Here is a 24,143-nt window from a genome sequence, read left to right on the forward strand (position 1 = left end):
ATTTCCGACTAGCAACTTCAATCGTCCCGCTGTCCTCTCCCATCCTGTCCTATACTGGATGGCATGAATACTCCTCCCGTATTGATCGTCGGCGCCGGTCCTACCGGCCTCATGCTTGCCTTGCGCCTCGCGCGCCATGGCGTCGATTGCCGCATCATCGATAAAAACAGCGGCCCCGGGCAGGCGTCGCGGGCCATGGCCGTGCATGCGCGCACCCTGGAGTTTTACCAGCAGCTGGGCTTTGCCGACGAACTGGTGCACCTGGGCATCAAGATCAATGCCATGCACATCCACGAAGGCGGCGAGGAGCTGGTAAAACTGGCGCTGGGCGAGATCGGCGAAGGCCTGAGCCCCTATCCTTTCGTGCTGAGCCTGCCCCAGGACGAGCATGAACGCTTTCTGATCAGCAAGCTGGCGGCGGCCGGCGTGCACGTGGAATGGAATGTCACGCTGGACTTGTGGACGCAGGACGATAGCGAAGTGCAAGCCATCCTGCTCAACAATGGCGAACGACAATATTGTACGTTTGACTATATCTGCGGCTGCGACGGCGCCCGCAGCAAGGTCCGCGAGATCGCCGGCTTTGACTTTTCCGGCGGCACCTACGACCACTTGTACTACGTGGCGGACGCGCAAGTAGCCGGCAAGAATACGGATTTGCACGCCCACCTGGGCGCGAACTCTTTCGCGCTGATGTTGCCCGTGCGCACCAGCGGCATGCAGCGCCTGATCGGCATCCTGCCCGACCGTCCCGACGGCGCGCCCGCGCCCGTCTTCGACGACGTGCGTAGCGACGTGGAAAACCTGCTGGGCATCCACGTCGAACACGTGAACTGGTTTTCCACCTATAAAGTCCATCACCGCGTGGCGGGCCAGTTCCGCGCGCGCCGCTGCTTCATCCTCGGCGATGCGGCCCACCTGCACAGCCCCGTGGGCGGCCAGGGCATGAATACGGGCCTGGGCGATGCCGTCAACCTGGCCTGGAAGCTGGCGCAAAAGCTGCATGGCCAAAGCAATGATGCCCTGCTCGACACCTATGAAAGCGAGCGCATCGTGTTTGCCCGCAAGCTCGTCGCCACCACCGACCGCGCCTTCCAGGCCATCGTCGCGCAGGGCATCGCCGGACAGTTCCTGCGGCGCTGGCTGGTGCCGCACGCGCTGCCCTTCCTGTCCGGCTTCGCGCGGGCGCGCCGCTTGCTGTTCAAGACCGTGTCGCAAATCGAGATCAGCTATGAAGACAGCGCCCTCTCCGCCGGCCATGCGGAATATCTGCGCGGCGGCGACCGCCTGCCCTGGTTCTCGGACGGCACGCAAGACAATTTTATCGCCCTGCGCAGCATGGATTGGCAATTGCACATCTATGGCGAGCCGGCGCCCGAGCTGCTCGACGAGGCGCGCGTGCTGAAACTGCCTGTGCATTGCTATACCTATAACGTGGCCGCCAAGCTGGCCGGCCTGGGCCGCGACGCGGCCTACCTCGTGCGCCCCGACGGCCACATCGCGCTGGCCCTGCACCTGCAGGAAAGCGGTGCCCTGCGCGCCTTGGCCTTGCGGCTTGGCCTGCATTTCGGCTCTTCCGAATGTGGGAAGACGACGCCCCGGCCTGTGTAAGAGACAACGCCGCAGGTTTGTGCTGCATCAAGGCAGATAGAGTTAATCTCCTTGCTTTGTTTGCTTTGTTTGACTTGATATCCTATGCTGAGACTTGCGTTTCAAGGATACGGCCATGTCGAACACACATCGCAACCACTCAACAACTGACCAGCCCGCCTGCGAAGCCGAAGATGCTGAATCGGCATCCCCGCTGGCTGAGCAGCTGGCCGCCACACTGGCTGCCAGCGCCACAGGCTTGCGCTTCAACATTGCGCAAGACACTTTCCAGGAAGCCTATGCATCACTGCTGGACGCCGTGCCGCGCGACGACCGGCCCGCGCTGCTGGCGCAAATGCGGCACGATCTCGATATCGTGGCAGAGCGGGAGCTGAGCATGGCTTCCGGCAACGATACGCAGACAGGCCACGTCAGCACCCGGCAATTCATGCGCGGCCTGGAAGAACAGGAACGGCATCAACGTGAAAAAGACCTGGCCTCGCACAGCTTGCTGTCCGGCCCCGAATTGCGCGCCCGGCTGGCAGTCACGCCGCAGGCACTCAGTGCGGCACTGAAAGCCAGACGCCTGTTCGCCTTGCGCGGCGCCTCCGGCGAATATGTTTACCCGGCATTTTTCGCCGATCCCCGCCACGACCGGCACACGCTGGAAAAAATCAGCAAAATTCTAGGTGACTTGCCCGGCGCCGCCAAATGGGACTTTTTTACCATCCCGCGCCTGTCGCTGGGCGGCAAGTCGCCGCTGCAAGCCTTGGCAAAAGGAAAACTCGACGCCGTGATGGCGGCCGCCCGCGCCTACGCCGACGAATAGCGGCGCAACCGTGGCAACATTGCGCCGCGCCCAAGCTGGCGATGGCGTCCGCCACGCCGCTATCCGCGCACCGCGACTTCGGCCAGGTGGCCACGCAACTGGGCATTCGCAGCGCCTGGCCCTGAACCTGCCCGTAACATGCAACCGTGTTGCACTGCCGCATCGACTGCGCATCGACTGTATAATGGCGGCTACCATCGCATTTTGACTTGGCGCAAGCGCCGCGATCAAGCGAACCGCATTCATTCCCCTTAGCCCTACCCATGACGACCATTACACTCTACGGTATCCCCAACTGCGATACCGTCAAAAAGGCCCGCACCTGGCTGGCCGCGCAGCAACTCGATTTCACCTTCCACGACTTCAAGAAGCAGGGCCTGGAACGCGCCACCGTCGAGGCGTGGCTTGCGCAATTGCCGTGGGATGTGCTGGTCAACAAGAAAGGCACGACCTGGCGCGCCCTGTCCGACGAGCGTAAAGCGTCGATCACGGACGCGGCCAGCGCATTGGACCTGATGCTGGAAAACCCGTCCATCATCAAGCGCCCCGTGCTGGACAAGGATGGCCAGTTCAGCGTGGCGTTTTCCGATGCGCAGTACAAGAGCATTTTTTCAGTTTAAACCCGACACCTGCAAAGCTGGGGTCGTACGGGGACGCCGAGTCCCAAGGGTACGCCCCCGCTCCACACCATGACCACCTCCAAAACCCTCGCCCTGACCGAAAAACTGATCGCCCTGTCCTCGGTCACGCCCGACGACAAGGGCTGCCAGCAGCACCTGATCGACCTCCTCACCCCGCTGGGCTTCGTCTGCGAAACGATCCAGTCGAACGACGTCACCAATCTGTGGGCACGCCGCGGCACGACGTCCCCCGTGTTCGTCTTTGCCGGCCACACGGACGTGGTGCCCACCGGCCCCGTCGAGCAATGGCGCTCGCTGCCCTTCATTCCCACGCACCGCGACGGCAAGCTGTACGGCCGTGGCGCGGCCGACATGAAGACCTCGATCGCCGCCATGGTGGTCGCTTGTGAGGAATTCATTGCCGCCACGCCCGGGCACACCGGTTCCATCGCTTTTTTGATCACCAGCGACGAGGAAGGCCCGGCCACGGACGGCACCGTCATCGTCTGCGAGCAACTGAAGGCGCGCGGCGAGCAGATCGACTATTGCCTCGTGGGCGAGCCGACCTCGAGCGCGCAGCTGGGCGACATGATCAAGAACGGCCGCCGCGGTTCGCTGTCGGGCCGCTTGACCATCAAGGGCGTGCAAGGCCACATCGCCTACCCGCACCTGGCGAAAAACCCGATCCACGAGGCGGCGCAGGCGCTGGCCGACCTGGTCGAGGAAAAATGGGACGCGGGCAACGAGTATTACCTGCCGACCTCGTGGCAAATGTCCAACATCAACGCGGGCACGGGCGCCAACAACGTGATCCCTGGCGACATGGTGATCGACTTTAACTTCCGCTTTTCGACGGCCAGCACGGCGGAAAACCTGCAGAAAAGGGTCCACGCCATCCTCGACAAGCATGACTTGCAATACGATTTGCAATGGACCCTGAGCGGCCTGCCCTTCCTCACGCCGCGCGGCACCTTGAGCGATGCGCTGTCGTCGGCCATCCTGGAAGAAACGGGCCTCACGACGGAGCTGTCGACCACGGGCGGCACCTCGGATGGCCGGTTTATCGCGCAAATCTGCCCCCAAGTGATAGAATTCGGGCCGCCCAATGCCAGTATTCACAAGATCGACGAGCACATCGAACTGCGCCACATCGATCCCCTGAAGAATATTTACCGGCGCACGCTGGAGCATTTGCTGCCCGTCTGAACCAGAATACCGAGGCCCGTCACGGCGGGCCAGAACACCGTCTTTTCGAGAATGCCATGACCCCGAACCCGTTTTCCACGCCACGCGACCTGCTGCGCTACGCCGTTACCCGTTTTAATACCGCCAAGCTGTTTTTCGGCCACGGCAGCGCCGAAGCGTTCGACGAAGCCGCCTATCTGATCCTGCACACGTTGAAGTTGCCGCTCGACAAGCTCGAACCGTTTCTCGACGCCAAGCTGCTGCCGTCGGAAGTGGCCAGCGTCATGAGCGTCATCGACCGCCGCAGCATCGACCGCGTGCCGGCCGCCTACATCACCAAGGAAGGCTGGCTGGGCACGTATAACTTCTACGTCGACGAGCGCGTGATCGTGCCCCGCTCCTTCATCGCCGAACTGATCCCTGAATACTTCTCGCCGTGGGTGGCGGAACCGGAAGCCGTGGAAAACATCCTGGAACTGTGCACCGGTTCGGGCTGCCTGTCGATCATGATGGCCGACGCCTTCCCGAACGCCGCCGTGGACGCCGTGGACATTTCCGCCGACGCGCTGGCCGTGGCCAAGCGCAACGTCGACACGTACAAGCTGCAGGACCGCGTGAACCTGATCGAATCGGACCTGTACGCGAACGTGCCGGCCAAGAAATATGATTTGATCATCAGCAACCCGCCGTACGTGAATTCCGCGTCGATGGGCGCCCTGCCCCAGGAATACCTGGCCGAACCGCAGATCGCCCTCGACGGCGGCAGCGACGGCATGGACCTGGTGCGCAAGATCATCGCCGGCGCGGCCGAGCGCCTGACGGACGACGGCATCCTGATGATTGAAATCGGCAACGAACGCGCCTACGCGGAAGCGGCCTTCGGCGAGCTGGGCCTGACTTGGCTGACGACAAGCGCCGGCGACGACATGGTATTCCTGCTGACGGCCGAGCAGCTCAAGCTGGTTTGATCGACTTGGTAGGTCGGATTAGCGTAGCGTAATCCGACATGCCTGTGCGGCACCCGTCGGATTACGCCCTTCGGGCTAATCCGACCTACACGATGTTTTTACGGCGAGGGGTAAAGCCCTGCCTTCACAAAGAAAAAAATGATACGTTTCCTACAAGTAAGCCTGATGCGCGGCATCAAACCGTTGCTCGAACAAGTCGATGTCACCCTCAATCCGGGCGACAAGATCGGCCTGATCGGCGCCAATGGCGCGGGCAAATCGAGCCTGTTCGCCATGATGCGCGGCGAATTGCACCCTGACCAGGGCGAGATCGATTTCCCGGCCAAATGGCGCGTGGCTTACGTGGCGCAGGAAACGCCGCCGCTGGACCGTGCCGCGCTCGATTACGCCATCGACGGCGACGTGACCTTGCGCAAGCTGGAAGCGGAACTGGCGCGCCTGGAATCGGAACCGGCCACGTCGGAAAACGGCATCGCCATCGGCGAAATCTACAGCGCCATGGCCGATGCCGACGCGTATACCGTGCAGTCGCGCGGCGAGCAGTTGCTGCTGGGCCTGGGCTTTACCCTGGACCAGATGCAGCAGCCTGTCGCCAGTTTCTCCGGCGGCTGGCGCATGCGTCTGAACCTGGCGCAAGCGCTGATGTGCCCGTCCGACCTGCTGCTGCTCGATGAACCGACCAACCACTTGGACCTGGACGCCATCATCTGGCTGGAAGACTGGCTCAAGCGCTACGCCGGCACCTTGCTGATTATCTCCCATGACCGCGACTTCCTCGATGAAGTGGTCAACGTCGTCGTGCATATCGACGAGCGCAAGCTGAAACGCTATTCGGGCAACTATTCGAGCTTCGAGCGCCAGCGCGCGGCGCAGATGATCCTGGCCGCCGGCGCGCTGGAAAAGCAGCAGCGCAAGCGTGCCCATCTGGAATCGTTCGTGAACCGCTTCAAGGCGCAAGCCTCGAAAGCGCGCCAGGCGCAAAGCCGCATGAAGGCGCTGGCGAAAATGGAAGAGCTGGCGCCGCTACGCGCCGCCGCCGAATTCTCGTTCGAATTCCGCGAGCCTTTGAGCGCCCCGAACCCGCTGCTGGTGATGGAAGACGTCGATGCGGGCTACAAGATTGAAAACGAAGCGACGGGCGAGATCACGCACAAGACCATCGTCAACGGCATCAAGTTTTCGCTGCAGATCGGCCAGCGCATCGGTCTCCTGGGCCAGAACGGCGCCGGCAAATCGACGCTGATCAAGACCATCGCCGGCGAACTGATGCCATTGACAGGCGACGCCACCATGGGCAAGGGCCTCAACATCGGCTACTTCGCCCAGCATCAGGTGGAAATGCTGCGCCACGACGAATCGCCGCTGTGGCATCTGGCCAAGATCGCCCCGACCGTGCGCGAGCAGGAACTGCGCAACTTCCTCGGCGGCTTCAACTTCCCCGGCAACATGGTCACCGCGTCGATCGCGCCGTTCTCGGGCGGCGAAAAAGCCCGCCTGGCGCTGGCCCTGATCGTCTGGCAGCGTCCTAACCTGCTGCTGCTCGATGAACCGACCAACCATCTGGACCTGGAAACGCGCGAAGCGCTGACGGAAGCGCTGGCCCAGTTCGAAGGCACCTTGGTCGTCGTATCCCATGATCGCCATTTGCTGCGCGCCACCACGGACGAATTCATCATCGTAGCCGACGGCAAGCTGCAGCCGTTCGACGGCGACCTGGACGACTACAAGGACTGGCTGTTCAAGACCAAGCTGGGCAAGGGTACCGATGTGCTGCCGGCCGCCGGCAAGGCCAACAAGACCGACTTCCCGGTAACGTCGTCCGTCCCTGCGCCGGCAGCCGCCCCTGCCGCGCCCGTGCGCGACAAGCGCCAGGAAGCGGAAGACCGCCAGAAGGCGGCCGCCCTGCGCAAGCCGATCGAAAACAAGATCAAGCGCCAGGAAGAGCAAATCGCCAAGCGCAACGCGCAAAAGGCGGAAACGGAAGAAAAGCTGGGCGAGCCGACCATCTACGACGCCGCCAACAAGGCCAAGCTGAAACAGTTGCTGGCCGACCAGACCTTCTTCACCAAGGACCTGGCGCAGCTGGAAGCGGAATGGCTCGAACTGCAGGATCAGCTGGAAAAACTCGGTTAATCAAGCAGCGACAAAAGACGACCTTCAGGTCGTCTTTTTTTTTAGGCCACCTGCATGGGACCGGGGCTGCGGATCGCCATCAGGCGGTCGATGTCGACGAGGATCAATCGGCGCCCCGCCACCGTGCCCAGGCCCAACAGGTAATCGGCTTCCGCCTCGCCCAGGCCGGGCACGGCGGCGATGTCGGCGGGCGCCAAGCTGACGATATCGGTGACGCCGTCGACCACCATGCCCATCACGCCATTACTCAGCTGCAGGATGATCACGTCAGTGGCCGGGTCTGGCGCGCCGTGGGCGCTGCCGAACGCGGCGCGCATATCCACGATGGGGATGATCACGCCGCGCGAGACGGCCACGCTGTGCAGCACTTCCCCTTCCGAAGAAAAACGGTCGAGCTCCTTGAGGGCACGCAATTCCCGCACGCAGCGGTAATCGAGGCCGTATTCCAGGCCGCCCAGCCGAAAGCTCAAGTACTGCGTCAGGGATTGCGCGGTGCCGCGTTCCGCCGTCGCTGCGGCGCCAGGCGTGGTCGTGGGCTGCATGGTGTTCCTTTCATCCGGTAAGCGCTGCCAGGATGCGCAGTGGCGCAACGTTGGCCCATGCTAACCAGCATCCCCGACTCCAGCGTTGAGAAACATCAACTTTCCCGGAAGACATCATCGACTGGCCGCCCGCCCTTGCGCCGGCGCAGCCATCTTCCCTTACAATACCCACATCACTCCCTACAGGCAGGCCATGCAACACCTCGTCAACCCCGCTGAAGTTGAATTTTCCGCCATCCGCGCCCAGGGCCCGGGCGGGCAGAACGTCAACAAGGTGTCCAGCGCCATCCATCTGCGCTTCCCCATCGCCGCCTCGTCGCTGCCGGAAGCGTACAAGGAACGGCTGCTGGCCCTGCGCGACAGCCGCATCAGCAAGGATGGCGTGCTGGTGCTCAAGGCGCAACAGTCGCGCAGCCAGGAGCAGAACAAGGAAGAAGCGTTGCGCCGGCTGCAGGAAATCATCGACAGCGTCACGTTCCTGCCCGCCGTACGGCGCGCCACCAAGCCCACACGCAGCTCGCAGCGGCGCCGCCTCGACAGCAAGAGCACGCACAGCGTGCTGAAACAATCGCGCGGCAAGGTGATCGACTAAATGCCTGACCCAACCTGCTGCGCGTCGCGATTTGCGGCCTGCGATGCTCACTGTGCAGTCGCACAGCTGCGCTTCTCCGCCACAACTCGTTGCCGCTCGCGACGGCTTTGTCTGGCATTTTAAGGCGGCGGCGCATACGTCCAGTCCAGGCTGCCCGTGCTGTTCGCGAACACCGCTTGCGTGGCCGGCGTGGCGCTGCGCAGCAAGGCCTTGATCTCTTTCGGCGGCCGGTCGTAGACCTTGGCCGGCCCGGGCGGCACGACCAGGGCGCGCACCGTCGTTTCTCCATCGACCAGGCCCAGGCTGCAGCGCGACTGGCCAGCCGTCGCCTGCCGCTCCTGGCGCAGTTGCGCCACCAAGGACAGCATTTGCGCATGCAGAATTTCCGACTGCTTGACTTCCACGCGCAGCCGCGCCACTTCCTTCAGGACGGGAGCGATGCGCGCGGCCAGCTTGTCGTATTGGAGCTGTTGCGCCGGCTGCAGCTGCAATTCGCCGCGCCGCAGCTGGCCCGCCAGGGTCAGGTAGTTGCGCACTTCCGGCAACTGCGCGATGGCATCAATTTCCTGCTGGCGCTTGTGCTGCACCTGCTGGTACTGCGCGGCCTTGGCCAGACTCTCGGCGATCTGTTGCTCCAGGGCGCTCAAATCGGGCACGAGGGGAAATAGCAGCATTTCCACCTGCTTGCGCGGGCCGGCGCTGCCGATGCGGATGGTGCGCGCCGCCACGGCGCAGCCTTCGGCCAGCTCGATGACGACCTCGTCGGCGATGATCTCGCAATTGCTGGCGCTGTCGATCACCACGCGCGTGCCGGCGATGACACAACTTTCGGCGCGCTTCACATGCACTTCGCCGCTGAGGGCCTGCAGCACGGAACCGGACGCGACGCCCTCGACGCGCACGTCGCCGTGTTCATTGAACGCCGTGCCGCCCACCAGGTTGCGCTGCAACAAGATCAGTCCGCCATGCGAGTGCAAATGGCCATACACGTCGCCATGGATGGTGATGTCGCTGCCGTCGAGCTGACGCTGCTCCTGCACGTCGCCATATTCCTCGTAGGCGGCGCGCAGCTTCAGATTGCCCGTGGTGCGGCTGCTGACGCCTTCGCGGCTGACGATCTTGTTCTCGATGGACATCTTGCCGTGCTCATCGACGTTCACATAGCCATTCGTGGTGGCGACGACGAAATCACCATCGCTGAAATGTTCGACCGCCGTCCCCGGCCCCGCCACTATGGCCAGGTCCAGCGCCAGCGGCGCGGGCGGCGGCAGGGCTTTGCCGGCCAGGTCATAGCCGGGCAAGCCGGGCGCACCTGGCAGCAGACGCAGCAGGCGCGCGTGTTTTTTGACTTGCGGAAAGCGGTTCTTGAAGCTGAGCAAATCGAGGCGGCCATCGGAGCGTTCGCGCGGCGCATCGTCGCGGTGGATGCCTTGCGACACCTCCACCAGTTGGGCGTCGCGCCCCGGCTGCGGCGGCAGCACCCGCGCCACCGTGATGCGCTCGGCCTTGCCGCTGGCGAGAACGGCGCGCACGGCCACACTATCGATGCCGTAGTGCACACCCTTGCACCACAGGTCAGCCACCAGCTCGTCAAACTCGCGGCGCACAGGCACCTGGCCATCGGCGTCAGGAAGCAATGCTTCAAAGTAAAACTCGGCGCTGTCGCCGTGGATCTTGACCTGTTTATACAGGGCGCGGCGCTGGGGTGAAAATGGCGCCACGCGCACGGCGATGCGCAGCAAGGCGTCACCTTTGGGCGCGGCGCGGGGCGTGGGGGCATGGAACAGGGTCAGCAGGAACAAACCGTAATCGAGGCCAGCCAGCAACTGCCCCGACTGGAACAGCTGGTCGACGGCGGCGCGCAGCTGCGCCGGCGCCAGCGACAGGTCAAGGAACACGCCCCCGTCGCGCTGGACCAGGCCGTACGGCAAGCCGCCTGCGGGGGCCGCATCAGGAACGGGTGTGTCGTCGTCGCTCACCACTTGCCTCCCCTCTGCAACACATTCAGAGAATTGTCTCAGTGCACTAGAACAATATCACGGGGCGTGGCGGTATGCCGGATTAGCATAATCCTGGCGCAACAAACAGGGGAATGAAAAATGGAGATGGATGTTTCAGGTAAAGTCACGACATCTGGCAAGACCGTAGCGAGCGGAAGTGAATTGTGGCCGAGAAGCGGAACTGTACTTTAGTACAGTGAGCATCGCAGGCCACAAGTCGCGACGCGCAGTAGGTATTGCCGGATGTCATCAACGACGCGGCGGATTCGAGTAAATGTCCTGGCCCACTTCGTTGATCTGGCGGCGCAGGTCGCGGCGCTCGTCGGGCGTCATGCGGCCCGTGCGGCGTGAGGCGTCCGCGCCCTCGTTGGCGCGGCGCTGCTCTTCGGCGCGGGTGTCGAAACTGCGTGCGTCACGCTGTTCGCGCAGTCGCGTATCATTGCTATTGCTGCGCTGTACCTGTTCATACCGCTGGGCCTGCATTTGCTGCTGGTCGTCACGGCGTGGCGGCGGCTGGTTTTGCGCCAGCGCCAGGCTGGCGGCAAACACGGAACAAACGGCAAATGCGGACAGCACAGTCGTACGTGCGGCAATAGCTGCGCTGGGAGCGGCGTGAATTTTTTTAGTAAAGATATTCATTGAGTTCCTCTTCCGCGATGCCGTATAAACTAAAGCTGATTTCCACTGTGGCCCCAGTGTATGATGCTTTACACGGTGCAGTAAGAGTAATTGGGTAAAGTTTGTAACACTTTGTAATGGGTCGCCACAGCCCCTTGCCGACGCCGCGCGAGGCGTTACTATAGCAACTAATATAAGATAACACGACACCCTAAATGACCACAACCTCCACTACCGGCAGCAATACAACAACGCAATCGATCCATGGCCACCAAGCAAAAATCATGGTGGTCGATGACGATGTGCGCCTGCGCGACCTGCTGCGGCGCTACCTGACCGAACAGGGCTTCAATGTCTTCACGGCAGAGAGTGCGACGGCCATGAACAAGCTGTGGCTGCGCGAACGCTACGACTTGCTGGTGCTCGACCTGATGTTGCCGGGCGAAGACGGCCTGTCGATCTGCCGCCGCCTGCGCGGCGCGGGCGACCAGACGCCGATCATCATGCTGACGGCCAAGGGCGAGGACGTGGACCGCATCGTGGGCCTGGAAATGGGCGCCGACGACTACCTGCCGAAACCATTCAATCCGCGCGAACTGGTGGCCCGCATCGGCGCCGTGCTGCGCCGCAAGGGTCCTGATGAAATCCCGGGCGCGCCGTCGGAAACGCCGCAAACCTTCGAATTCGGCGACTTCGTGCTGGACCTGGGCACGCGCACCTTGAAAAAGAATGGCGAAACGGTGCCGCTGACCACGGGCGAATTTTCCGTATTGAAAGTGTTTGCCCGCCATGCGCGCCAGCCGCTGTCGCGCGAAAAACTGATGGAACTGGCGCGCGGACGCGAATACGAAGTGTTCGACCGCAGCCTGGACGTGCAGATTTCGCGCCTGCGCAAACTGATCGAACCCGATCCGTCGAGCCCGCTCTTCATCCAGACCGTGTGGGGCCTCGGCTACGTCTTCATCCCGGACGGACAGCCGCGCTGATCGCTGGCGAGGCATGATGAAGCTTGTTCCCGATATCAGCCTGGCGCGGCTGAAAAGCGGCCTGTTCTGGCGCACCTTTTTGCTGCTCGGCACCTTGACCACGGTCAGCATGATCACCTGGATCGGCATGATTTCCGTCATCCAGCGCGAGCCGCAGGCGCAGCAGATTTCCGCCCAGATCATTTCCGTCGTCACCATCACGCATGCGGCACTGACGCACTCGGCGCCCGAGTTGCGCCGCGAGCTGCTGTTCGACCTCGTCAGCAACGAAGGCATCCGCATCTTCTCGCTGGAAGAGGACGACCGCATCGAGCCGCCGCCCGACAATTACCTGATGCCGGAGATCGAGGCGCTGGTGAAGGCCAAGCTGGGCAAGGACACGCGCTTTTCCGCGCGCGTCAACGGCGTGGCCGGCTTCTGGGTCAGCTTCAAGATCGACGACGACGAATACTGGCTGATGCTGGACCGCGAGCGCCTGCGCGGCCTCACGGGCTTCCAGTGGCTGGGCTGGGCCAGCCTGGTATCGCTGCTGTCGCTGCTGGGCGCGGCCATCATTTCAAGCCTGATCAATCTACCGCTGTCGCGTCTGACGGCGGCCGCGCGCGACATCGCCAAGGGCAAGCAGCCGGCGCCGTTGCCGGAAAAAGGGCCGATCGAAATCATCGAGGCGAACCGCAGCTTCAACCAGATGGTCGATGATCTGAAACAAGTGGAATCGGACCGCGCCGTGATTCTGGCGGGCATTTCGCACGACTTGCGCACGCCGCTGGCGCGCATGCAGCTGGAAGTGGAAATGGCCAACCTGTCGGACGAGGCGCGCGAAGGCATCCAGTCCGATATCGGGCAGATGGACGCCATCATCGGCCAGTTCCTCGACTACGCCAAGCCGACGGAAGCGTCGAGCTTTACCGACGTCGACCTCAGCGGTTTGCTCCACGATATGACGCGCGAAGCGATGCGCCTGTCGGACGTGAAGCTCAACGCCACCATCGCCGATGGCGCGCATGCGATGGGCAACCCCACCGACTTGCGCCGCGTGCTGAACAACCTGATCGAGAATGCGCGCCGCTATGGCAAGACGCCGGGCAGCGACGTGACGGAAATCGACATCGCCTGCCAGGTGCGCACCAGCCACGGCGCGAAAAAGGTGATCATCGAGGTACAGGACCACGGCACGGGCGTGCCGGCGGAAAAGATCGAGCAGCTGATGAAGCCGTTCACCCGCCTCGACACGGCGCGCGGACAAGCCAACGGCGCTGGCCTGGGCCTGGCCATCGTCGACCGCGTGCTGCTGCGCCACGGCGCCGAACTGCAGGTGCGCAACCGCGAAGGCGGCGGCCTGGCGTTTCAGATCAGCTTGCCGGCGGCATAAGCGGCGTAGGTCGGATTAGCGAGGCCTTGCCTCGCGTAATCCGACAACATTGTTGACCTGGGCCGCTGGTGGTGTCGGCTTACGCGCTTTGCGCTAAGCCGACCTACGCGGTCCGATGCAAGTTCCGGCACCAAGGCCGCCCGGCAGCCATCACGCCGACGCCTGCTCCTGCGCCAACAATTTACTCATCAACAATTCCGTCGCCCCGTAGCCGTACAGGGAATCGCTTTCCATGCCCGGCGTGTCGAAGGGGATAGATTCCTCGCGGTTCAGCTTGGCAGGATCGGCATCCGCATAGCTGGCGCGCCAGGCGCGCTGCAGGGATTCATTGCGGCGGATAAAGGCCGGCATGGGCCAGGCATCGCGCTCCCAGTGAGCACTGTCGCCCAGCAAGGGCCAGCGCTCGTTGAGCAGGGCCATGTCGCCCGTGCGCAGGCGGCGCACGGCCTGTTCCGGCCGCAAGCCTTCCAGCTCTTCCAGTGTGGGCAAGCGGTCGCGCTTCGGCCCGAACATATACGCCAGCATGATGCGCCCGGCAGGCGCCCTGCGCGCCACCACGCCGACGGCATAACCGCCGCCCGGCAGGGGCACGGCAAACCAGCTGCCTTCTCGGTATGGTAATGATTTCATTTCTGCAGACTCCCCCAAAATCGTGTTCGGGGCACAGTCTACGCGAAGCAAAGGTTAAATGGCGCATGGTACGCCACAACAACAAACCAATAGTTACAATATTTTCTCGTCATAGTGATACTGGGCAACAATTGGCCCCGCCTTGAACAGCGCTTCCTTCATGGCCGTATCGAGGCGCGCGTCGCGGCGGCGCATCCATTCGAGCAGCATGGCCGCTTCCTTGCGGCTGGTGTCGCCCGCATGCGCGAGCACGCGGCGCAGTTCCGGGTCTGTGCACGCCTCGAAGCGCTGGCTGTTCAAGTCCAGCGCCTGCAGCGCGGCGATGGTGGCGCCGATGGCGCGGTGCATGTCGAGCGCGGTGGCCGGCAAGCCGGATTCTTCCAGTGGGACGGTGGTCATGCGCATTCCTTTTCGCGTGGTGGTGACATCGGCTGCATTCTCCACCGCGCGGGCGAAAAGCTCAAGCGTCCACGACACGATTTCACCCGTTCGGCCATAATCATGCCTCAGCAACAGCCTACACCTCGGCAGCGGGAGCCCCATGTTCAATTTCGATTTTTACAATCCGACGCAAATCCTCTTCGGCCAAGGCCAGATCGCCGCCATCGCCGGCCTGATCCCGCCCCAGGCGCGGGTCCTGATGACCTACGGCGGCGGCAGCATCAAGCAGAACGGCGTCTACGATGAAGTCAGGGCGGCGCTGGCCGGCCACACGGTGCTGGAATTTGCCGGCATCGAACCCAATCCCAGCTATGAAACCCTGATGCAGGCCGTGGCCATGGTGAAAAGCGAGCGCATCGATTTCCTGCTGGCCGTCGGCGGCGGCTCCGTGGTCGACGGCACCAAGTTCATCGCCGCAGCCGCCCTGCACGAGGGCGAGGCATGGGACATCCTGGCCAAAGGCGGCAAGATCGTCGAGGCCGCCCTGCCCTTCGGCACGGTGCTCACCTTGCCGGCCACGGGTTCCGAAATGAATGGCTCGGCCGTGATCACGCGCAAGGCCACCCAGGAAAAGCGCTCGTTCATGAGCCGCAAGGTGTATCCGAAATTCTCCGTGCTGGACCCGTCGAAAACGTTCACCTTGCCGCTGCGCCAGGTGGGCAACGGTGTCGTCGACGCGTTTGCGCATGTGATGGAACAGTATTTGACCTACCCCGTGAACGCATCCGTGCAGGACCGCTTCGCGGAAGGGATTTTATTGACCCTGATCGAGGAAGGCCCGAAAGCCCTGTCGCACCCGGACGACTACGACGTGCGCGCTAACGTGATGTGGAGCGCCACCCTGGCCTTGAACGGCCTGATCGGCGTGGGCGTGCCGCAGGACTGGTCCACGCACGCCATCGGTCACGAATTGACGGCCTTGTACGAGCTCGATCATGCTCAGACCCTGGCCATCATCCTGCCCAGCATGCTGCGCGTGCGCAAACAGGCCAAGCGCGTCAAGCTGCTGCAATATGCGGCCCGCGTGTGGGGCCTCGATGGCGGCGACGAGGACGGCCGCATCGAGGCGGCCATCGCGCGCACGGAATTCTTCTTCCGCCACATGGGCGTCAAGACGCGCCTGGCCGACTACGGTCTGAACCACGCGAGCGTGGACGCCGTCGTGTCCGCCCTGGAAGCGCACGGCATGACGGCGCTGGGCGAACAGCGCGACATCACGCCCGCCGTCAGCCGCAAGGTGCTCGAACTCAGTTTGTAGATTCGCGTCACAGTGTTGTAAAACGGTCAGCCGGGTGGGACAGCTGGCCGTGCTTCATGCTAAGCTGTCATTTCGCTAGGGGTCCTGGAGCAGTCATCCGGGTGAGAGATACCCTTCGTACCTGATCTGGATAATGCCAGCGAAGGAAAGCGCAAAGTACCTCCCTCCTTTGATAGCTCCTGCGTTGGCGCCAGCCGAACAAGCAGCCTGCCGTGCTCTTTCCCGAGACGGCTTGAACCACGAGCACTCTATGTCCACACCGAATTTATCCGTTTCTGTATTGACCCTGGCCATCCTGCACGCGTTTGCCGCGCCTGCCTTTGCCGCAAATGACAGCACCGAAGCCGCCGAGCCGCAGGCCCAGAATATGGCCGAAGTCGTCGTCACGGCCAGCAAGGCGCCGGCCGCCAAGCGCGCCTCCGTGGGCGGTTTCAGCGACGCGCCGCTGCTGCAGACGCCCGCGTCCGTCACCGTCATTTCGCAAAAAGACATGCAGGACTTGCAAATCCGCAACCTCAGCGATGCCGTCAAGCTCGACGCCAGCATCAACGATGCCTACAACGCCGTCGGCTATGCGGAACAGTTCACGATCCGCGGCTTCAAGCTCGACAACAATTCCAGCTACCGCAAGGATGGCGTGGCCATTCCTGGCGACACGCAAATTCCGCTGGAAAACAAGGAACGCATCGAAGTGCTGAAAGGCCTGGCCGGCTTGCAGGCAGGCGTGGCCGCGCCGGGCGGCGTGATCGACTTCATCGTCAAGCGCCCCACCGCCGCGCCGCTGCGCACGGTCACCGTGGAAACGCGCGAGCGGGGCACCCTGTACGGCGCCGTCGACCTGGGCGGCCGCCTGGAAGACACGCGCTTCGGCTACCGCGTCAACGTGGCGGCCGAGCGCCTGCGCTCCTACATCAAGGGTGCGGACGGCAACCGCAAGTTCATTTCCGGCGCCTTCGACTGGCAGATTTCGCCGCAAGCCCTGCTGCAACTGGACGCCGACTACCAGGAAAAGGCGCAGGCGACGGCGCCCGGCTTCCAGCTGCTGAACAATAAGACCTTGCCGACCGGCATCAGCGCCGACGCCATGCTCAACCTGCAGCCGTGGACGCGCCCTGTGGAAACCGTCACCAGCAATATCGGCCTGCGCTTCCAGTACGCCTTCAATGACGACTGGCACGCCACCCTGTCGGCCAACCAGCACTCGTTCAAGCGCGACGACTACACGGCCTTCCCGTATGGCTGCAGCGGACAGGACCTGTACCCCGGCTTCTGCGGCAATGGCGATTACGACGTGTATGACTACCGCAGCCTGGGCGAGACGAAAAAGCCGCTGAGCGCGCAAGCCATGATCCAGGGCAAGTTCGCCACCGGCTCCCTGCGCCATGACTTCACGGCCGGCGTCTCGACCTTCCGCCGCAAGGACCGCGCCGGCCTGTACGTGTACGACTGGGTGGGCGTGAGCAACATCTACCAGCCGCAGATCGTCGGCACGTCGCCCGGCGTCACGGGCCCCGTGCGCCTGGTGCGCAAGGATACGGAAAACTCCGTCTTCGTGCAGGATATCGTCAGCCTGGCGCCGAACTGGAAACTGCATGGCGGCTTGCGCCATATCAATGTCGATGGCTACCAGTACGTGCTGAAGGCCGACACGGAAATCCGCGCCAAGCACGATTTCCTGCTGCCGAATGTATCGCTCGTCTACACCCCGCTCGACAATGTGTCCGTGTATGCGGCCTATTCGCAGGGCATGGAACATGGCGGCACGGCCGACCGCAAGGCGATGAATGCCAATGAAGAACTGTCACCGAGCCGCTCGAAGCAGATCGAACTCGGCGCCAAGATAGATGTGACGCCGGACTTCATGCTGGCGGCCAGCCTGTTCCAGATCCGCAAGGGCCTGGAATTCCAGAACACGGCCGGCTACTTCGTGCGCGAAGGCCAGGCCCAGCACCGCGGCCTGGAATTGTCGGCCCAGGGCAAGGCAAGCGCCAACCTGAGCCTGGGCGCTTCCGTGACGGCCCTGAACAGCCAGCAGTCGGGCACGGGCAATGCGGACCTCGACGGCAAGCGCGTACCCAACGTGCCCGCCTTCAAGGCGGCCGTGCATGCGGACTACGCCGTACAACAGGTGGCGGGCCTGAGCGTGAATGGCAGCTGGGAATATGCGGGCAAGAAAGCGTTTGAGTACAACAACACGACCTTCGTGCCGTCGTACCACGTGTTCAACCTGGGCGCCGCTTACGCCACGCGCATCGCCGGCACGCGCGCCGTGCTGCGCGCCGCCGTCAACAACGTGGCCGACAAGTTCTACTGGCGCGACGTGACGCCGGAATCGGACGGCTATCTGTATCCGGGCGCCAGCCGCACGTTCAAGGTTTCCGCGCAGTTCGACTTTTAAACACCTAACCAAACCTACTGCGCGTCGCGATTTGCGGCTTCCGATGCTCACTGTGCATTCGCACAGCTGCGCTTCTCGGCCACAACTCGCTGCCGCTCGCTACGGTTTTGTTAGGCGTTGTAGGGAAAGGAAATGGCAGGCGCTGCAGCAAGCGCCTGTTGCAGCAAGGGCGCCGCCTGTTCCAGGCGCGCCTCCAGGCTGTCGCGCAGCACGTGATAGGCGATGCCGCGCGCGTCGAGCTCGTCGAGCAGGTAGCGGTAGATCAGCTGGCGCACGGCTTCGGACTCGCGCTGCAAGCCGTCGGCCACCCACGGGCTGTCGGGCGCCGTCACCAGGGTCAAATCGTAGTGCGCGGCATCGGCCAGCGCCGCCAGTTGCGCATCGGCGCCATTGAAATAATGGCGGCTGTAAACCGCCGTCATCAAGGGCGTCGTGTCGCAGAACAGGAAGTTGCGCGCCTGTGCGGCCGCGGCCGCTTCGCGTTCAACTTGCGTACGCGCAATCCCATATTGGTCTTCCGCCACAGGCACCCTGCCCTGCGTGGCGACGAATTCACGTAAATACTCAGGCACCCAGACGGTGCCGTAGCGCTCGGCCAGGGCGGCCGCCAGGGTCGACTTGCCCGACGATTCCGCGCCCAGGATGGCCACGCGCACGCAGCGGCCCATCACTTGAGGACCATTGCATCGGGCGCGGCCGGCGCCGCTTTTTTCCACGCCAGCAAGCCGATCGTGGCCATGACGACAAACACGGCATACAGGATGGCCGTCAGGGTCAGGTCCTTGTGCAGGTACAGCCACACGTACAGCACGTCGACGACGATCCAGACGATCCAGTTCTCCAGCTTCTTGCGCGATAACAAAAACTGCCCGACCAGGCTGCCTGCCGTCAGGAAACCGTCCGCATGGGGCACGTCCGTGTCGGTGGAGGTCAGCAGCCAGGCCAGCAGCACAAAGCCCGCCAGCCACGCCAGGGCGCTGCCCAGCCAGCCGCGCATGCCCAGCCGCGTGACGGGCAGGGTCTTGCCGCCGCTAGCCGGATGCAGCCACTGGTACCAGCCCCAGAACGAGACGCTGATGAACAGCAGTTGCAAGGCCATGTCGCCATACAGGCGCGATTCGAAAAACACGAAACCGTAGGCGGCCGAGGAAATGATGGCGAACAGCCACGCCCAGTGATTCTGGCGGATGTTCAGCGCAACGGTTGTCAGTGCCAGGACAAAGGAAATCAGTTCAAGGGGCGTGGTGGCAAAACCCAGCAGGAGAAGCGTATCGTTCATGGGAATCGTGATGAGGCTGGTGGTGCAGTATGCAATACCGGCCATGAATAAGCAAGATTGCCCTTGCCGTCCGCCCCTCCCCGCCTCAGGCGAAGCCTGCCCTGGCGGCGCGCGCCAGCGAATGCCGTACGATCAGCTTGTGAAACGGCCGGATCAGCATGATATAGGCACGCCCCACCCGGTTATGGCAATGCACGACGCTGGAGACGGTCACGTTGCCATGGCGGCCCGCGTCGCGGTTGCGCAGCACCGACAGGCGGAAATCGAGGTGGCTGTCATCCTCGCCCAGGATGATCTCGTCGTCGCTGACGGCATAGATGCGGAAGATGCCGATGCGCTTGCCGGGCCGCGCTTCCATCTGTTTTGCCGTCCGGATGCCGAAACGCGCCACGATGGCGTCGCGCAGCACCATCAGCTTGCGCGCCCAGCCCGGCTGCTTGCCCAGCAGCTGGCGCGCCAGGCTCTGCATGTCCATCTGGCGCGCCTGCGCGGTGGGCAAATCGACGGCGTAGGCGTCGGCCAGGTTGCTGCCGGGATACAGCGGGGCGATGCTGGCGCCTGGCGGCAAGTCTACGGTGCGGACGGCAATGTTCATCTCATGCATGTGCTCTCCATGTTTTCAGTGATAACATGCCCATCATACACGACAATGTGAACAGCGATAACATCGAATGACAACAACGAGCACCTATCATCACGGCAACTTGCGCGACACCCTGGTCGCCACCGTCATCGCGCAACTGGCGCAGCAGCAAGACGCCGCCCTGTCGCTGCGCGAACTGGCGCGCACGGTGGGCGTCTCGGTCGCCGCCGTGTACCGCCACTTCCCCAGCAAGGAAGCCCTGCTGGCCGAGGTGGCGGCGGCCGGTTTCGCCAGCCTGATACAGAAATGGGAAACGCAGCTGCCGCCTCCGGGCAGCCTGCCCGCCGAACAGCGTTTTCAATTGCTGGGCCAGCAATACATCGAATTCGCCCTGGCCGCGCCCGCACACTACCGGCTGATGTTCGAGCACCAGGACGTGCGCCAGTTCCCCGCCCTGCAGGAAGCGGCGCAAGCGTGCTTTCAATATGTGCTGCAGACGGCAGGCGCGGCCGTGCGCGAAGCGGGCCTCGATCCGCGCTGGGACAAGGCCGCCGCCAGCGCCGGCTGGTCGCTGGGCCACGGCTACGTGATGCTGCTGCTGAGCGGCCGCCTGGCCATGGCGGACGGCGGCGACGCGCTGTCGCCGGCCATGGTGCCGCGCTTTTTTCAGTTGCCGGTGGAGGCACTGCGGCAGGCGCCGCCTTCAGGAGCTTTTGACTCATGCACAACATCTCGATAGACACGCTCTCCGTGATCGCCAGGCAATGCCTTGCCGTCACGTGCCTGCAACGCTTTTGCCGGCGCTTTGATGTGGATCATCCCGCCCTGTCCGCGTTCGCCGCTCACGTGTGGAAAGTGGCGCAGCTCGCGCCTGGTGAGTTTGCCGCCTGGGAACGGGGCTTTGCTTCCCTGGCTGTCACGGGCATGGGCGATCCTTGGCCGGAAGACGTGCGTGCGCCACTGCCCGGGCACCTGCTGGGCGCGCTGGAAGCACTGGTGCAACATGTGCTGGAAACGAGCGCCTGTACCTGGCATGGCGATGACCTTGCGGCAAGCCGGCGCCAGCTGGAAGCCGTCCTTGATATCTGTGCCAGGCATGACGTCGCCGTGCCGCAGCTTGGGCACTATGCGCAGCACGATGCGGCGCTGCGCGGCGGCTGGGGACCGGCGCTCACGGACGAGGAAGTGAAAGCCTGGCAAGCCCTGATATAGCGCTCACGCCAGAAAGTCTTGGCGCACCTGATCGAGCAGGCGCTCCTCTTCATCCGTATCGGCATCGACTTGCGTGACCACGGTCCAGAACGGCGCGCACGTCTTGATCTGCTCGAAAGCATGGCACGTTTCCAGCCGCACCATGGTTTTCCTGAGGCTGTGCAGATAGCCTTGCTCGATTGTGCAGAGCAGCTCGTCATCGGCGACGTCGATCAGCTCGCTCAACGCGCCTTCGATCCTTGCGTGGCCCTCGTCCCATAGTTGCCCGATTTCCGGCACATCGGCTTCCATGCACTCGTTCGACCAGTCAGGAGGATAGTAATCACGCGCCCTGTTACCGGGATCGGTGTCAAAGCTCAGCGAAATGGACGGGAACGATACGGCGTTGAAGGCAAAGGCTGAAAATGCCTGATCCTTGAAAGCGGACGCGCCCAGCAGCGCCAGCGATGCATTGGCCAGCCTGAACCAGGTTGCCTCGACGTCGTAGGCCGTTTCAAACGCGTGCCAATCCGGCGGCAAATCGGGAGTCTGGGGCATGGGAACCTGTCGAAAAAGAATAGCGGTGGATAGTGCGGGAAATTATACGTGGCGCAGGCAGTACGGCAGGCGATGGCCGCGCGTACTGTGCGGGCGGATGCAGGGACCGCAAACCGGAGAACAGGAGCCGCGGCTCCTCCCTTGTACTGCCGCAAAAAAAGCCGCATCGGCCCTGGGGCGGATGCGGCTTTGCGCTAGCGCAAACTAAAGATTACTTCTTGGCAGCTTTCGGATACTTGATGGTCATTTCCTGCAGCAGGTTATCCGCGTGGTCCACTTCCTTCATTACCCACAGCATGTAGCGGATGTCGAGGTGGATGGCGCGCGTGATGGCCGTGTCGAAGTACCAGTCCTTGGTGATCGATTCATATGTGGAATCGAAGTTCAGGCCGATCAGTTCGCCACGCTTGTTCATCACGGCCGAGCCGGAATTGCCGCCCGTGGTGTCGGCGCTGGTGAGGAAGTTGACGGGCACGGTACCCAGCACCGGGTCGCGGAACTGGCCGTAGCGTTTTTGCTTGACGGCATCGATCAAGCCTTGCGGCGCTTCGAACGGGGCCTTGCCCGTGACTTTCTCGACGATGCCTTCCACGGTCGTGAACGGTCCCTTGGTGATGCCGTCGCGCGGCGAGTACGGCGAGACCGTGCCATACGTGACGCGCAGGGTCGAGTTGGCGTCAGGATAGACCGGCTTGCCTTGCGATTTCTTCCACGCGATCACGGCTTGCATGTATTGCGGAATCACGCGTTCCAGGTTGCCGTCGATTTCCTTGCGGCGCTCTTCCAGCGCCAGTTCCACCGGATACAGCTTGACGGCCAGCTGCATGAAAGCGTCGTCGGACTGGGCAACGGCAGCCTGGTCCTTGTCCAGCCAGGCCAGGCGCTTGGCCGTGTCAGCCAGTTGCGTCTGCTGGTACAGGGCCGCCACGGCCGCTGGGGCCGGCAGCAGCACGTCCAGGCCTTGCGGATGGCTCTTCGCCGCCAGCTGGGCGTAACGCTTCAGGCCCGCTTCAAAGCGCGCCTGGTCGACCTTGTTGACGTACGACTGTTCCAAACGGGCCAGACGGGCCTTGATGAAGGCCAGGTCGCGCTGCTGGAAGCCCGATTCGCGCTCGGCGTCCGGCTTCTGGCGCTCTTGCGACAGACGGTAGACGGTGCGCGCGCTTTTCAGCAGGTCGCTGTTGGTGGCCACCGTCCAGGCGAACTCCTCTTCGCTCAGGGCCATGTCGCTGGCGATCGCCGCGTCCAGTTCGGCCAGCAGGGTGGCCGACACGTTCGGCTGTTTCGCGTACCAGGCGCGGAACTCGGCATCCTGCCCATCCTTGATGGCGGCGATGTCCTTGCGGGCGAAACCGTCGAGCAAGCCCTGGGTTTTCTTCAGCACGTTGTTGATGCTTTTCACCACGCTCGCGTAGCGCACGGCGGCGGCCGCATCGCCCTGCGTGGCGGCGGCCATCACGGCCAGGTCAGCTTGCAATTCGGATACTTTCAGGGGAAAGGCCGTATCGCGCGCGAAGCGGATTTCCGCCGGCAACTTGTAGCGGCTGGTGCGGCCAGGGTAGCCCGCCAGCAAGATGCCGTCGCCGGCCTTCAAGCCTTCGGCCGAGACCACCAGGAAGTCCTTCGACTTATAGGGCACGTTGTCGGGCGACGGGTCGGCCGGACGGCCATCCTTGCCCACGTAGGCGCGCAGGAACGAGTAATCGCCCGTGTGGCGCGGCCATTCGTAGTTGTCGGTGTCGCCGCCGAAGTTGCCGATCTTGTCCGATGGCGCATACACGAGGCGCACGTCGCGTATCATCATCTGGCGGATGCGGTAGTACTCGAGGCCGCGGTGGAAGGCAGGCACGGAGCAGCGGTACATCTTGTCCGTCTCGCATTCGGCGATCAGGTCCTTGATGCGCTTTTCCACGGCTTCGTGGCGCGCGCGGCCGCTCATGTCGGCCGTCAAGCCTTTCAGCACGCGCTCGCTGACGTTTTCCACCTTGTCCGTCACATACACGAGGCTGTTCGGACCGCCCGGCAGCTCTGCGGCGCGCGTCTTGGCCAGGAAGCCGTCGGTGATGTAATTGTGTTCCGGCGTGGAATTGCGCTGCACGGCGCCGTAGGCGCAGTGATGGTTCGTCACCACCAGGCCCGCGTCGGAGACGAAAGCGGCCGAGCAGCCGCCCAGCGACACGATGGCGCTCATCGGGTGCTTGCTCAGGTCGGCGAGTTTTTCTGCAGGAATGTCGATGCCGACCCGTTTGAGCTCGGCTTTCAGCTGTGGCAGCTGGTGTGGTTGCCACTGCCCTTCGTCGGCGTGTGCGCCGGCGAACGCGCCAAACAAGGCGACTGGTAAAACGATTGTTTTGAACAAGATATGCCCCT

The 24,143-nt window shown here is 63.2% G+C and carries 23 protein-coding genes and 1 riboswitch; of the genes, 13 read left to right on the forward strand and 10 right to left on the reverse strand.

What is annotated here, in order from left to right:
* Positions 1–63 precede the first annotated feature (63 nt).
* From CSQ95_RS21050 to CSQ95_RS21075, 6 genes are all read left to right on the forward strand, one after another.
* Complete coding sequence (locus CSQ95_RS21050; protein ID WP_099410916.1) at positions 64–1,611, forward strand: FAD-dependent oxidoreductase; 1,548 nt, start codon at positions 64–66, stop codon at positions 1,609–1,611.
* Positions 1,612–1,726: 115 nt separating this feature from the next.
* Complete coding sequence (locus CSQ95_RS21055) at positions 1,727–2,419, forward strand: hypothetical protein (RefSeq protein ID WP_143450025.1); 693 nt, start codon at positions 1,727–1,729, stop codon at positions 2,417–2,419.
* A gap of 263 nt (positions 2,420–2,682) precedes the next feature.
* Entirely contained in the window at positions 2,683–3,039 is a 357-nt protein-coding gene (locus CSQ95_RS21060) for an ArsC family reductase (protein WP_099410918.1), read from the forward strand.
* A gap of 69 nt (positions 3,040–3,108) precedes the next feature.
* On the forward strand, positions 3,109–4,245 hold the full coding sequence (dapE, locus tag CSQ95_RS21065; protein ID WP_099410919.1) for a succinyl-diaminopimelate desuccinylase: 1,137 nt from the start codon (positions 3,109–3,111) through the stop codon (positions 4,243–4,245).
* A gap of 56 nt (positions 4,246–4,301) precedes the next feature.
* Positions 4,302–5,192 carry a 50S ribosomal protein L3 N(5)-glutamine methyltransferase gene (gene prmB / locus CSQ95_RS21070; protein WP_099410920.1) on the forward strand — a complete coding sequence of 297 codons (891 nt, stop codon included), beginning with the start codon at positions 4,302–4,304 and terminating at the stop codon, positions 5,190–5,192.
* Between the two features lie 138 nt (positions 5,193–5,330).
* Positions 5,331–7,325 carry an ATP-binding cassette domain-containing protein gene (locus CSQ95_RS21075; RefSeq protein WP_180279121.1) on the forward strand — a complete coding sequence of 665 codons (1,995 nt, stop codon included), beginning with the start codon at positions 5,331–5,333 and terminating at the stop codon, positions 7,323–7,325.
* Positions 7,326–7,366: 41 nt separating this feature from the next.
* On the opposite strand, the gene CSQ95_RS21080 is transcribed toward CSQ95_RS21075, so the two are convergent.
* On the reverse strand, positions 7,367–7,867 hold the full coding sequence (locus CSQ95_RS21080) for a chemotaxis protein CheW (RefSeq protein WP_099410922.1): 501 nt from the start codon (positions 7,865–7,867) through the stop codon (positions 7,367–7,369).
* A gap of 193 nt (positions 7,868–8,060) precedes the next feature.
* Here CSQ95_RS21080 and arfB point away from each other — a divergent pair, with 193 nt between their 5' ends.
* Complete coding sequence (gene arfB / locus CSQ95_RS21085) at positions 8,061–8,459, forward strand: alternative ribosome rescue aminoacyl-tRNA hydrolase ArfB (RefSeq protein WP_034779396.1); 399 nt, start codon at positions 8,061–8,063, stop codon at positions 8,457–8,459.
* Positions 8,460–8,578: 119 nt separating this feature from the next.
* On the opposite strand, the gene CSQ95_RS21090 is transcribed toward arfB, so the two are convergent.
* Positions 8,579–10,438 (reverse strand): flagellar assembly protein A, encoded by a 1,860-nt coding sequence (locus CSQ95_RS21090; protein ID WP_257218135.1) that lies wholly within the window; start codon positions 10,436–10,438, stop codon positions 8,579–8,581.
* A gap of 270 nt (positions 10,439–10,708) precedes the next feature.
* Positions 10,709–11,098, reverse strand: a complete 390-nt coding sequence (locus CSQ95_RS21095; protein ID WP_070224012.1) for a hypothetical protein — start codon at positions 11,096–11,098, stop codon at positions 10,709–10,711.
* Between the two features lie 263 nt (positions 11,099–11,361).
* Between CSQ95_RS21095 and ompR the strand changes: the two genes are divergently transcribed.
* Complete coding sequence (gene ompR, locus CSQ95_RS21100; protein ID WP_223278807.1) at positions 11,362–12,063, forward strand: two-component system response regulator OmpR; 702 nt, start codon at positions 11,362–11,364, stop codon at positions 12,061–12,063.
* 13 nt (positions 12,064–12,076) lie between these two features.
* On the forward strand, positions 12,077–13,435 hold the full coding sequence (locus CSQ95_RS21105; protein ID WP_099410924.1) for a sensor histidine kinase: 1,359 nt from the start codon (positions 12,077–12,079) through the stop codon (positions 13,433–13,435).
* Positions 13,436–13,585: 150 nt separating this feature from the next.
* On the opposite strand, the gene CSQ95_RS21110 is transcribed toward CSQ95_RS21105, so the two are convergent.
* Both CSQ95_RS21110 and CSQ95_RS21115 read right to left on the reverse strand, forming a co-directional pair.
* Positions 13,586–14,065, reverse strand: coding sequence for an Imm26 family immunity protein (locus CSQ95_RS21110; protein ID WP_099410925.1), 480 nt, complete (start codon positions 14,063–14,065; stop codon positions 13,586–13,588).
* A 93-nt stretch (positions 14,066–14,158) separates the two neighbouring features.
* Positions 14,159–14,464 (reverse strand): hypothetical protein, encoded by a 306-nt coding sequence (locus CSQ95_RS21115; protein WP_034750230.1) that lies wholly within the window; start codon positions 14,462–14,464, stop codon positions 14,159–14,161.
* Between the two features lie 142 nt (positions 14,465–14,606).
* Here CSQ95_RS21115 and CSQ95_RS21120 point away from each other — a divergent pair, with 142 nt between their 5' ends.
* Positions 14,607–15,764 (forward strand): iron-containing alcohol dehydrogenase, encoded by a 1,158-nt coding sequence (locus tag CSQ95_RS21120; protein WP_099410926.1) that lies wholly within the window; start codon positions 14,607–14,609, stop codon positions 15,762–15,764.
* 67 nt (positions 15,765–15,831) lie between these two features.
* A riboswitch (TPP riboswitch) is annotated at positions 15,832–15,929 on the forward strand.
* Positions 15,930–16,014: 85 nt separating this feature from the next.
* On the forward strand, positions 16,015–18,162 hold the full coding sequence (locus tag CSQ95_RS21125; protein ID WP_099410927.1) for a TonB-dependent siderophore receptor: 2,148 nt from the start codon (positions 16,015–16,017) through the stop codon (positions 18,160–18,162).
* 110 nt (positions 18,163–18,272) lie between these two features.
* Here CSQ95_RS21125 and CSQ95_RS21130 read toward each other — a convergent pair whose 3' ends face one another.
* From CSQ95_RS21130 to CSQ95_RS21140, 3 genes are all read right to left on the reverse strand, one after another.
* Complete coding sequence (locus CSQ95_RS21130; protein WP_099410928.1) at positions 18,273–18,830, reverse strand: AAA family ATPase; 558 nt, start codon at positions 18,828–18,830, stop codon at positions 18,273–18,275.
* Positions 18,830–19,441, reverse strand: coding sequence for a nicotinamide riboside transporter PnuC (pnuC, locus tag CSQ95_RS21135; protein ID WP_070224181.1), 612 nt, complete (start codon positions 19,439–19,441; stop codon positions 18,830–18,832). Before pnuC ends, CSQ95_RS21130 begins: the two co-directional genes overlap by 1 nt.
* An 85-nt stretch (positions 19,442–19,526) precedes the next feature.
* The gene (locus CSQ95_RS21140; protein WP_099410929.1) at positions 19,527–20,045 is read right to left on the reverse strand and encodes a DUF2867 domain-containing protein; all 519 of its coding nucleotides are present in this window, start codon (positions 20,043–20,045) and stop codon (positions 19,527–19,529) included.
* A gap of 67 nt (positions 20,046–20,112) precedes the next feature.
* Here CSQ95_RS21140 and CSQ95_RS21145 point away from each other — a divergent pair, with 67 nt between their 5' ends.
* Both CSQ95_RS21145 and CSQ95_RS21150 read left to right on the forward strand, forming a co-directional pair.
* A complete protein-coding gene (locus CSQ95_RS21145; protein ID WP_083286954.1) occupies positions 20,113–20,763 on the forward strand; it encodes a TetR/AcrR family transcriptional regulator in 651 nt (216 codons plus the stop codon).
* Entirely contained in the window at positions 20,745–21,236 is a 492-nt protein-coding gene (locus tag CSQ95_RS21150) for a hypothetical protein (protein WP_099410930.1), read from the forward strand. Before CSQ95_RS21145 ends, CSQ95_RS21150 begins: the two co-directional genes overlap by 19 nt.
* 3 nt (positions 21,237–21,239) lie before the next feature.
* Here the strand turns inward: CSQ95_RS21150 and CSQ95_RS21155 are convergent, their stop codons facing one another.
* A complete protein-coding gene (locus CSQ95_RS21155; RefSeq protein WP_099410931.1) occupies positions 21,240–21,773 on the reverse strand; it encodes a hypothetical protein in 534 nt (177 codons plus the stop codon).
* A 211-nt stretch (positions 21,774–21,984) separates the two neighbouring features.
* Complete coding sequence (locus CSQ95_RS21160; protein ID WP_099410932.1) at positions 21,985–24,132, reverse strand: S46 family peptidase; 2,148 nt, start codon at positions 24,130–24,132, stop codon at positions 21,985–21,987.
* Positions 24,133–24,143 lie beyond the last annotated feature (11 nt).

Origin of the sequence: Janthinobacterium sp. BJB304, from assembly GCF_002735765.1 — a bacterium.
In the GTDB taxonomy this organism is placed as follows: Bacteria; Pseudomonadota; Gammaproteobacteria; order Burkholderiales; family Burkholderiaceae_D; genus Janthinobacterium.

Coding starts and splice junctions, on each gene's coding strand:
- prmB (WP_099410920.1), top strand. CDS start 4,302: ATGACCCCGAACCCGTTTTCCACGCCACGCGACCTGCTGCGCTACGCC.
- arfB (WP_034779396.1), top strand. CDS start 8,061: ATGCAACACCTCGTCAACCCCGCTGAAGTTGAATTTTCCGCCATCCGC.
- CSQ95_RS21105 (WP_099410924.1), top strand. CDS start 12,077: ATGATGAAGCTTGTTCCCGATATCAGCCTGGCGCGGCTGAAAAGCGGC.
- CSQ95_RS21125 (WP_099410927.1), top strand. CDS start 16,015: ATGTCCACACCGAATTTATCCGTTTCTGTATTGACCCTGGCCATCCTG.
- CSQ95_RS21115 (WP_034750230.1), bottom strand. CDS start 14,464: ATGACCACCGTCCCACTGGAAGAATCCGGCTTGCCGGCCACCGCGCTC.
- CSQ95_RS21095 (WP_070224012.1), bottom strand. CDS start 11,098: ATGAATATCTTTACTAAAAAAATTCACGCCGCTCCCAGCGCAGCTATT.
- pnuC (WP_070224181.1), bottom strand. CDS start 19,441: ATGAACGATACGCTTCTCCTGCTGGGTTTTGCCACCACGCCCCTTGAA.
- CSQ95_RS21155 (WP_099410931.1), bottom strand. CDS start 21,773: ATGCCCCAGACTCCCGATTTGCCGCCGGATTGGCACGCGTTTGAAACG.
- CSQ95_RS21140 (WP_099410929.1), bottom strand. CDS start 20,045: ATGCATGAGATGAACATTGCCGTCCGCACCGTAGACTTGCCGCCAGGC.
- CSQ95_RS21150 (WP_099410930.1), top strand. CDS start 20,745: ATGCACAACATCTCGATAGACACGCTCTCCGTGATCGCCAGGCAATGC.
- ompR (WP_223278807.1), top strand. CDS start 11,362: ATGGTGGTCGATGACGATGTGCGCCTGCGCGACCTGCTGCGGCGCTAC.
- dapE (WP_099410919.1), top strand. CDS start 3,109: ATGACCACCTCCAAAACCCTCGCCCTGACCGAAAAACTGATCGCCCTG.
- CSQ95_RS21075 (WP_180279121.1), top strand. CDS start 5,331: ATGATACGTTTCCTACAAGTAAGCCTGATGCGCGGCATCAAACCGTTG.
- CSQ95_RS21120 (WP_099410926.1), top strand. CDS start 14,607: ATGTTCAATTTCGATTTTTACAATCCGACGCAAATCCTCTTCGGCCAA.
- CSQ95_RS21080 (WP_099410922.1), bottom strand. CDS start 7,867: ATGCAGCCCACGACCACGCCTGGCGCCGCAGCGACGGCGGAACGCGGC.
- CSQ95_RS21050 (WP_099410916.1), top strand. CDS start 64: ATGAATACTCCTCCCGTATTGATCGTCGGCGCCGGTCCTACCGGCCTC.
- CSQ95_RS21055 (WP_143450025.1), top strand. CDS start 1,727: ATGTCGAACACACATCGCAACCACTCAACAACTGACCAGCCCGCCTGC.
- CSQ95_RS21110 (WP_099410925.1), bottom strand. CDS start 14,065: ATGAAATCATTACCATACCGAGAAGGCAGCTGGTTTGCCGTGCCCCTG.
- CSQ95_RS21060 (WP_099410918.1), top strand. CDS start 2,683: ATGACGACCATTACACTCTACGGTATCCCCAACTGCGATACCGTCAAA.
- CSQ95_RS21130 (WP_099410928.1), bottom strand. CDS start 18,830: ATGGGCCGCTGCGTGCGCGTGGCCATCCTGGGCGCGGAATCGTCGGGC.
- CSQ95_RS21145 (WP_083286954.1), top strand. CDS start 20,113: ATGACAACAACGAGCACCTATCATCACGGCAACTTGCGCGACACCCTG.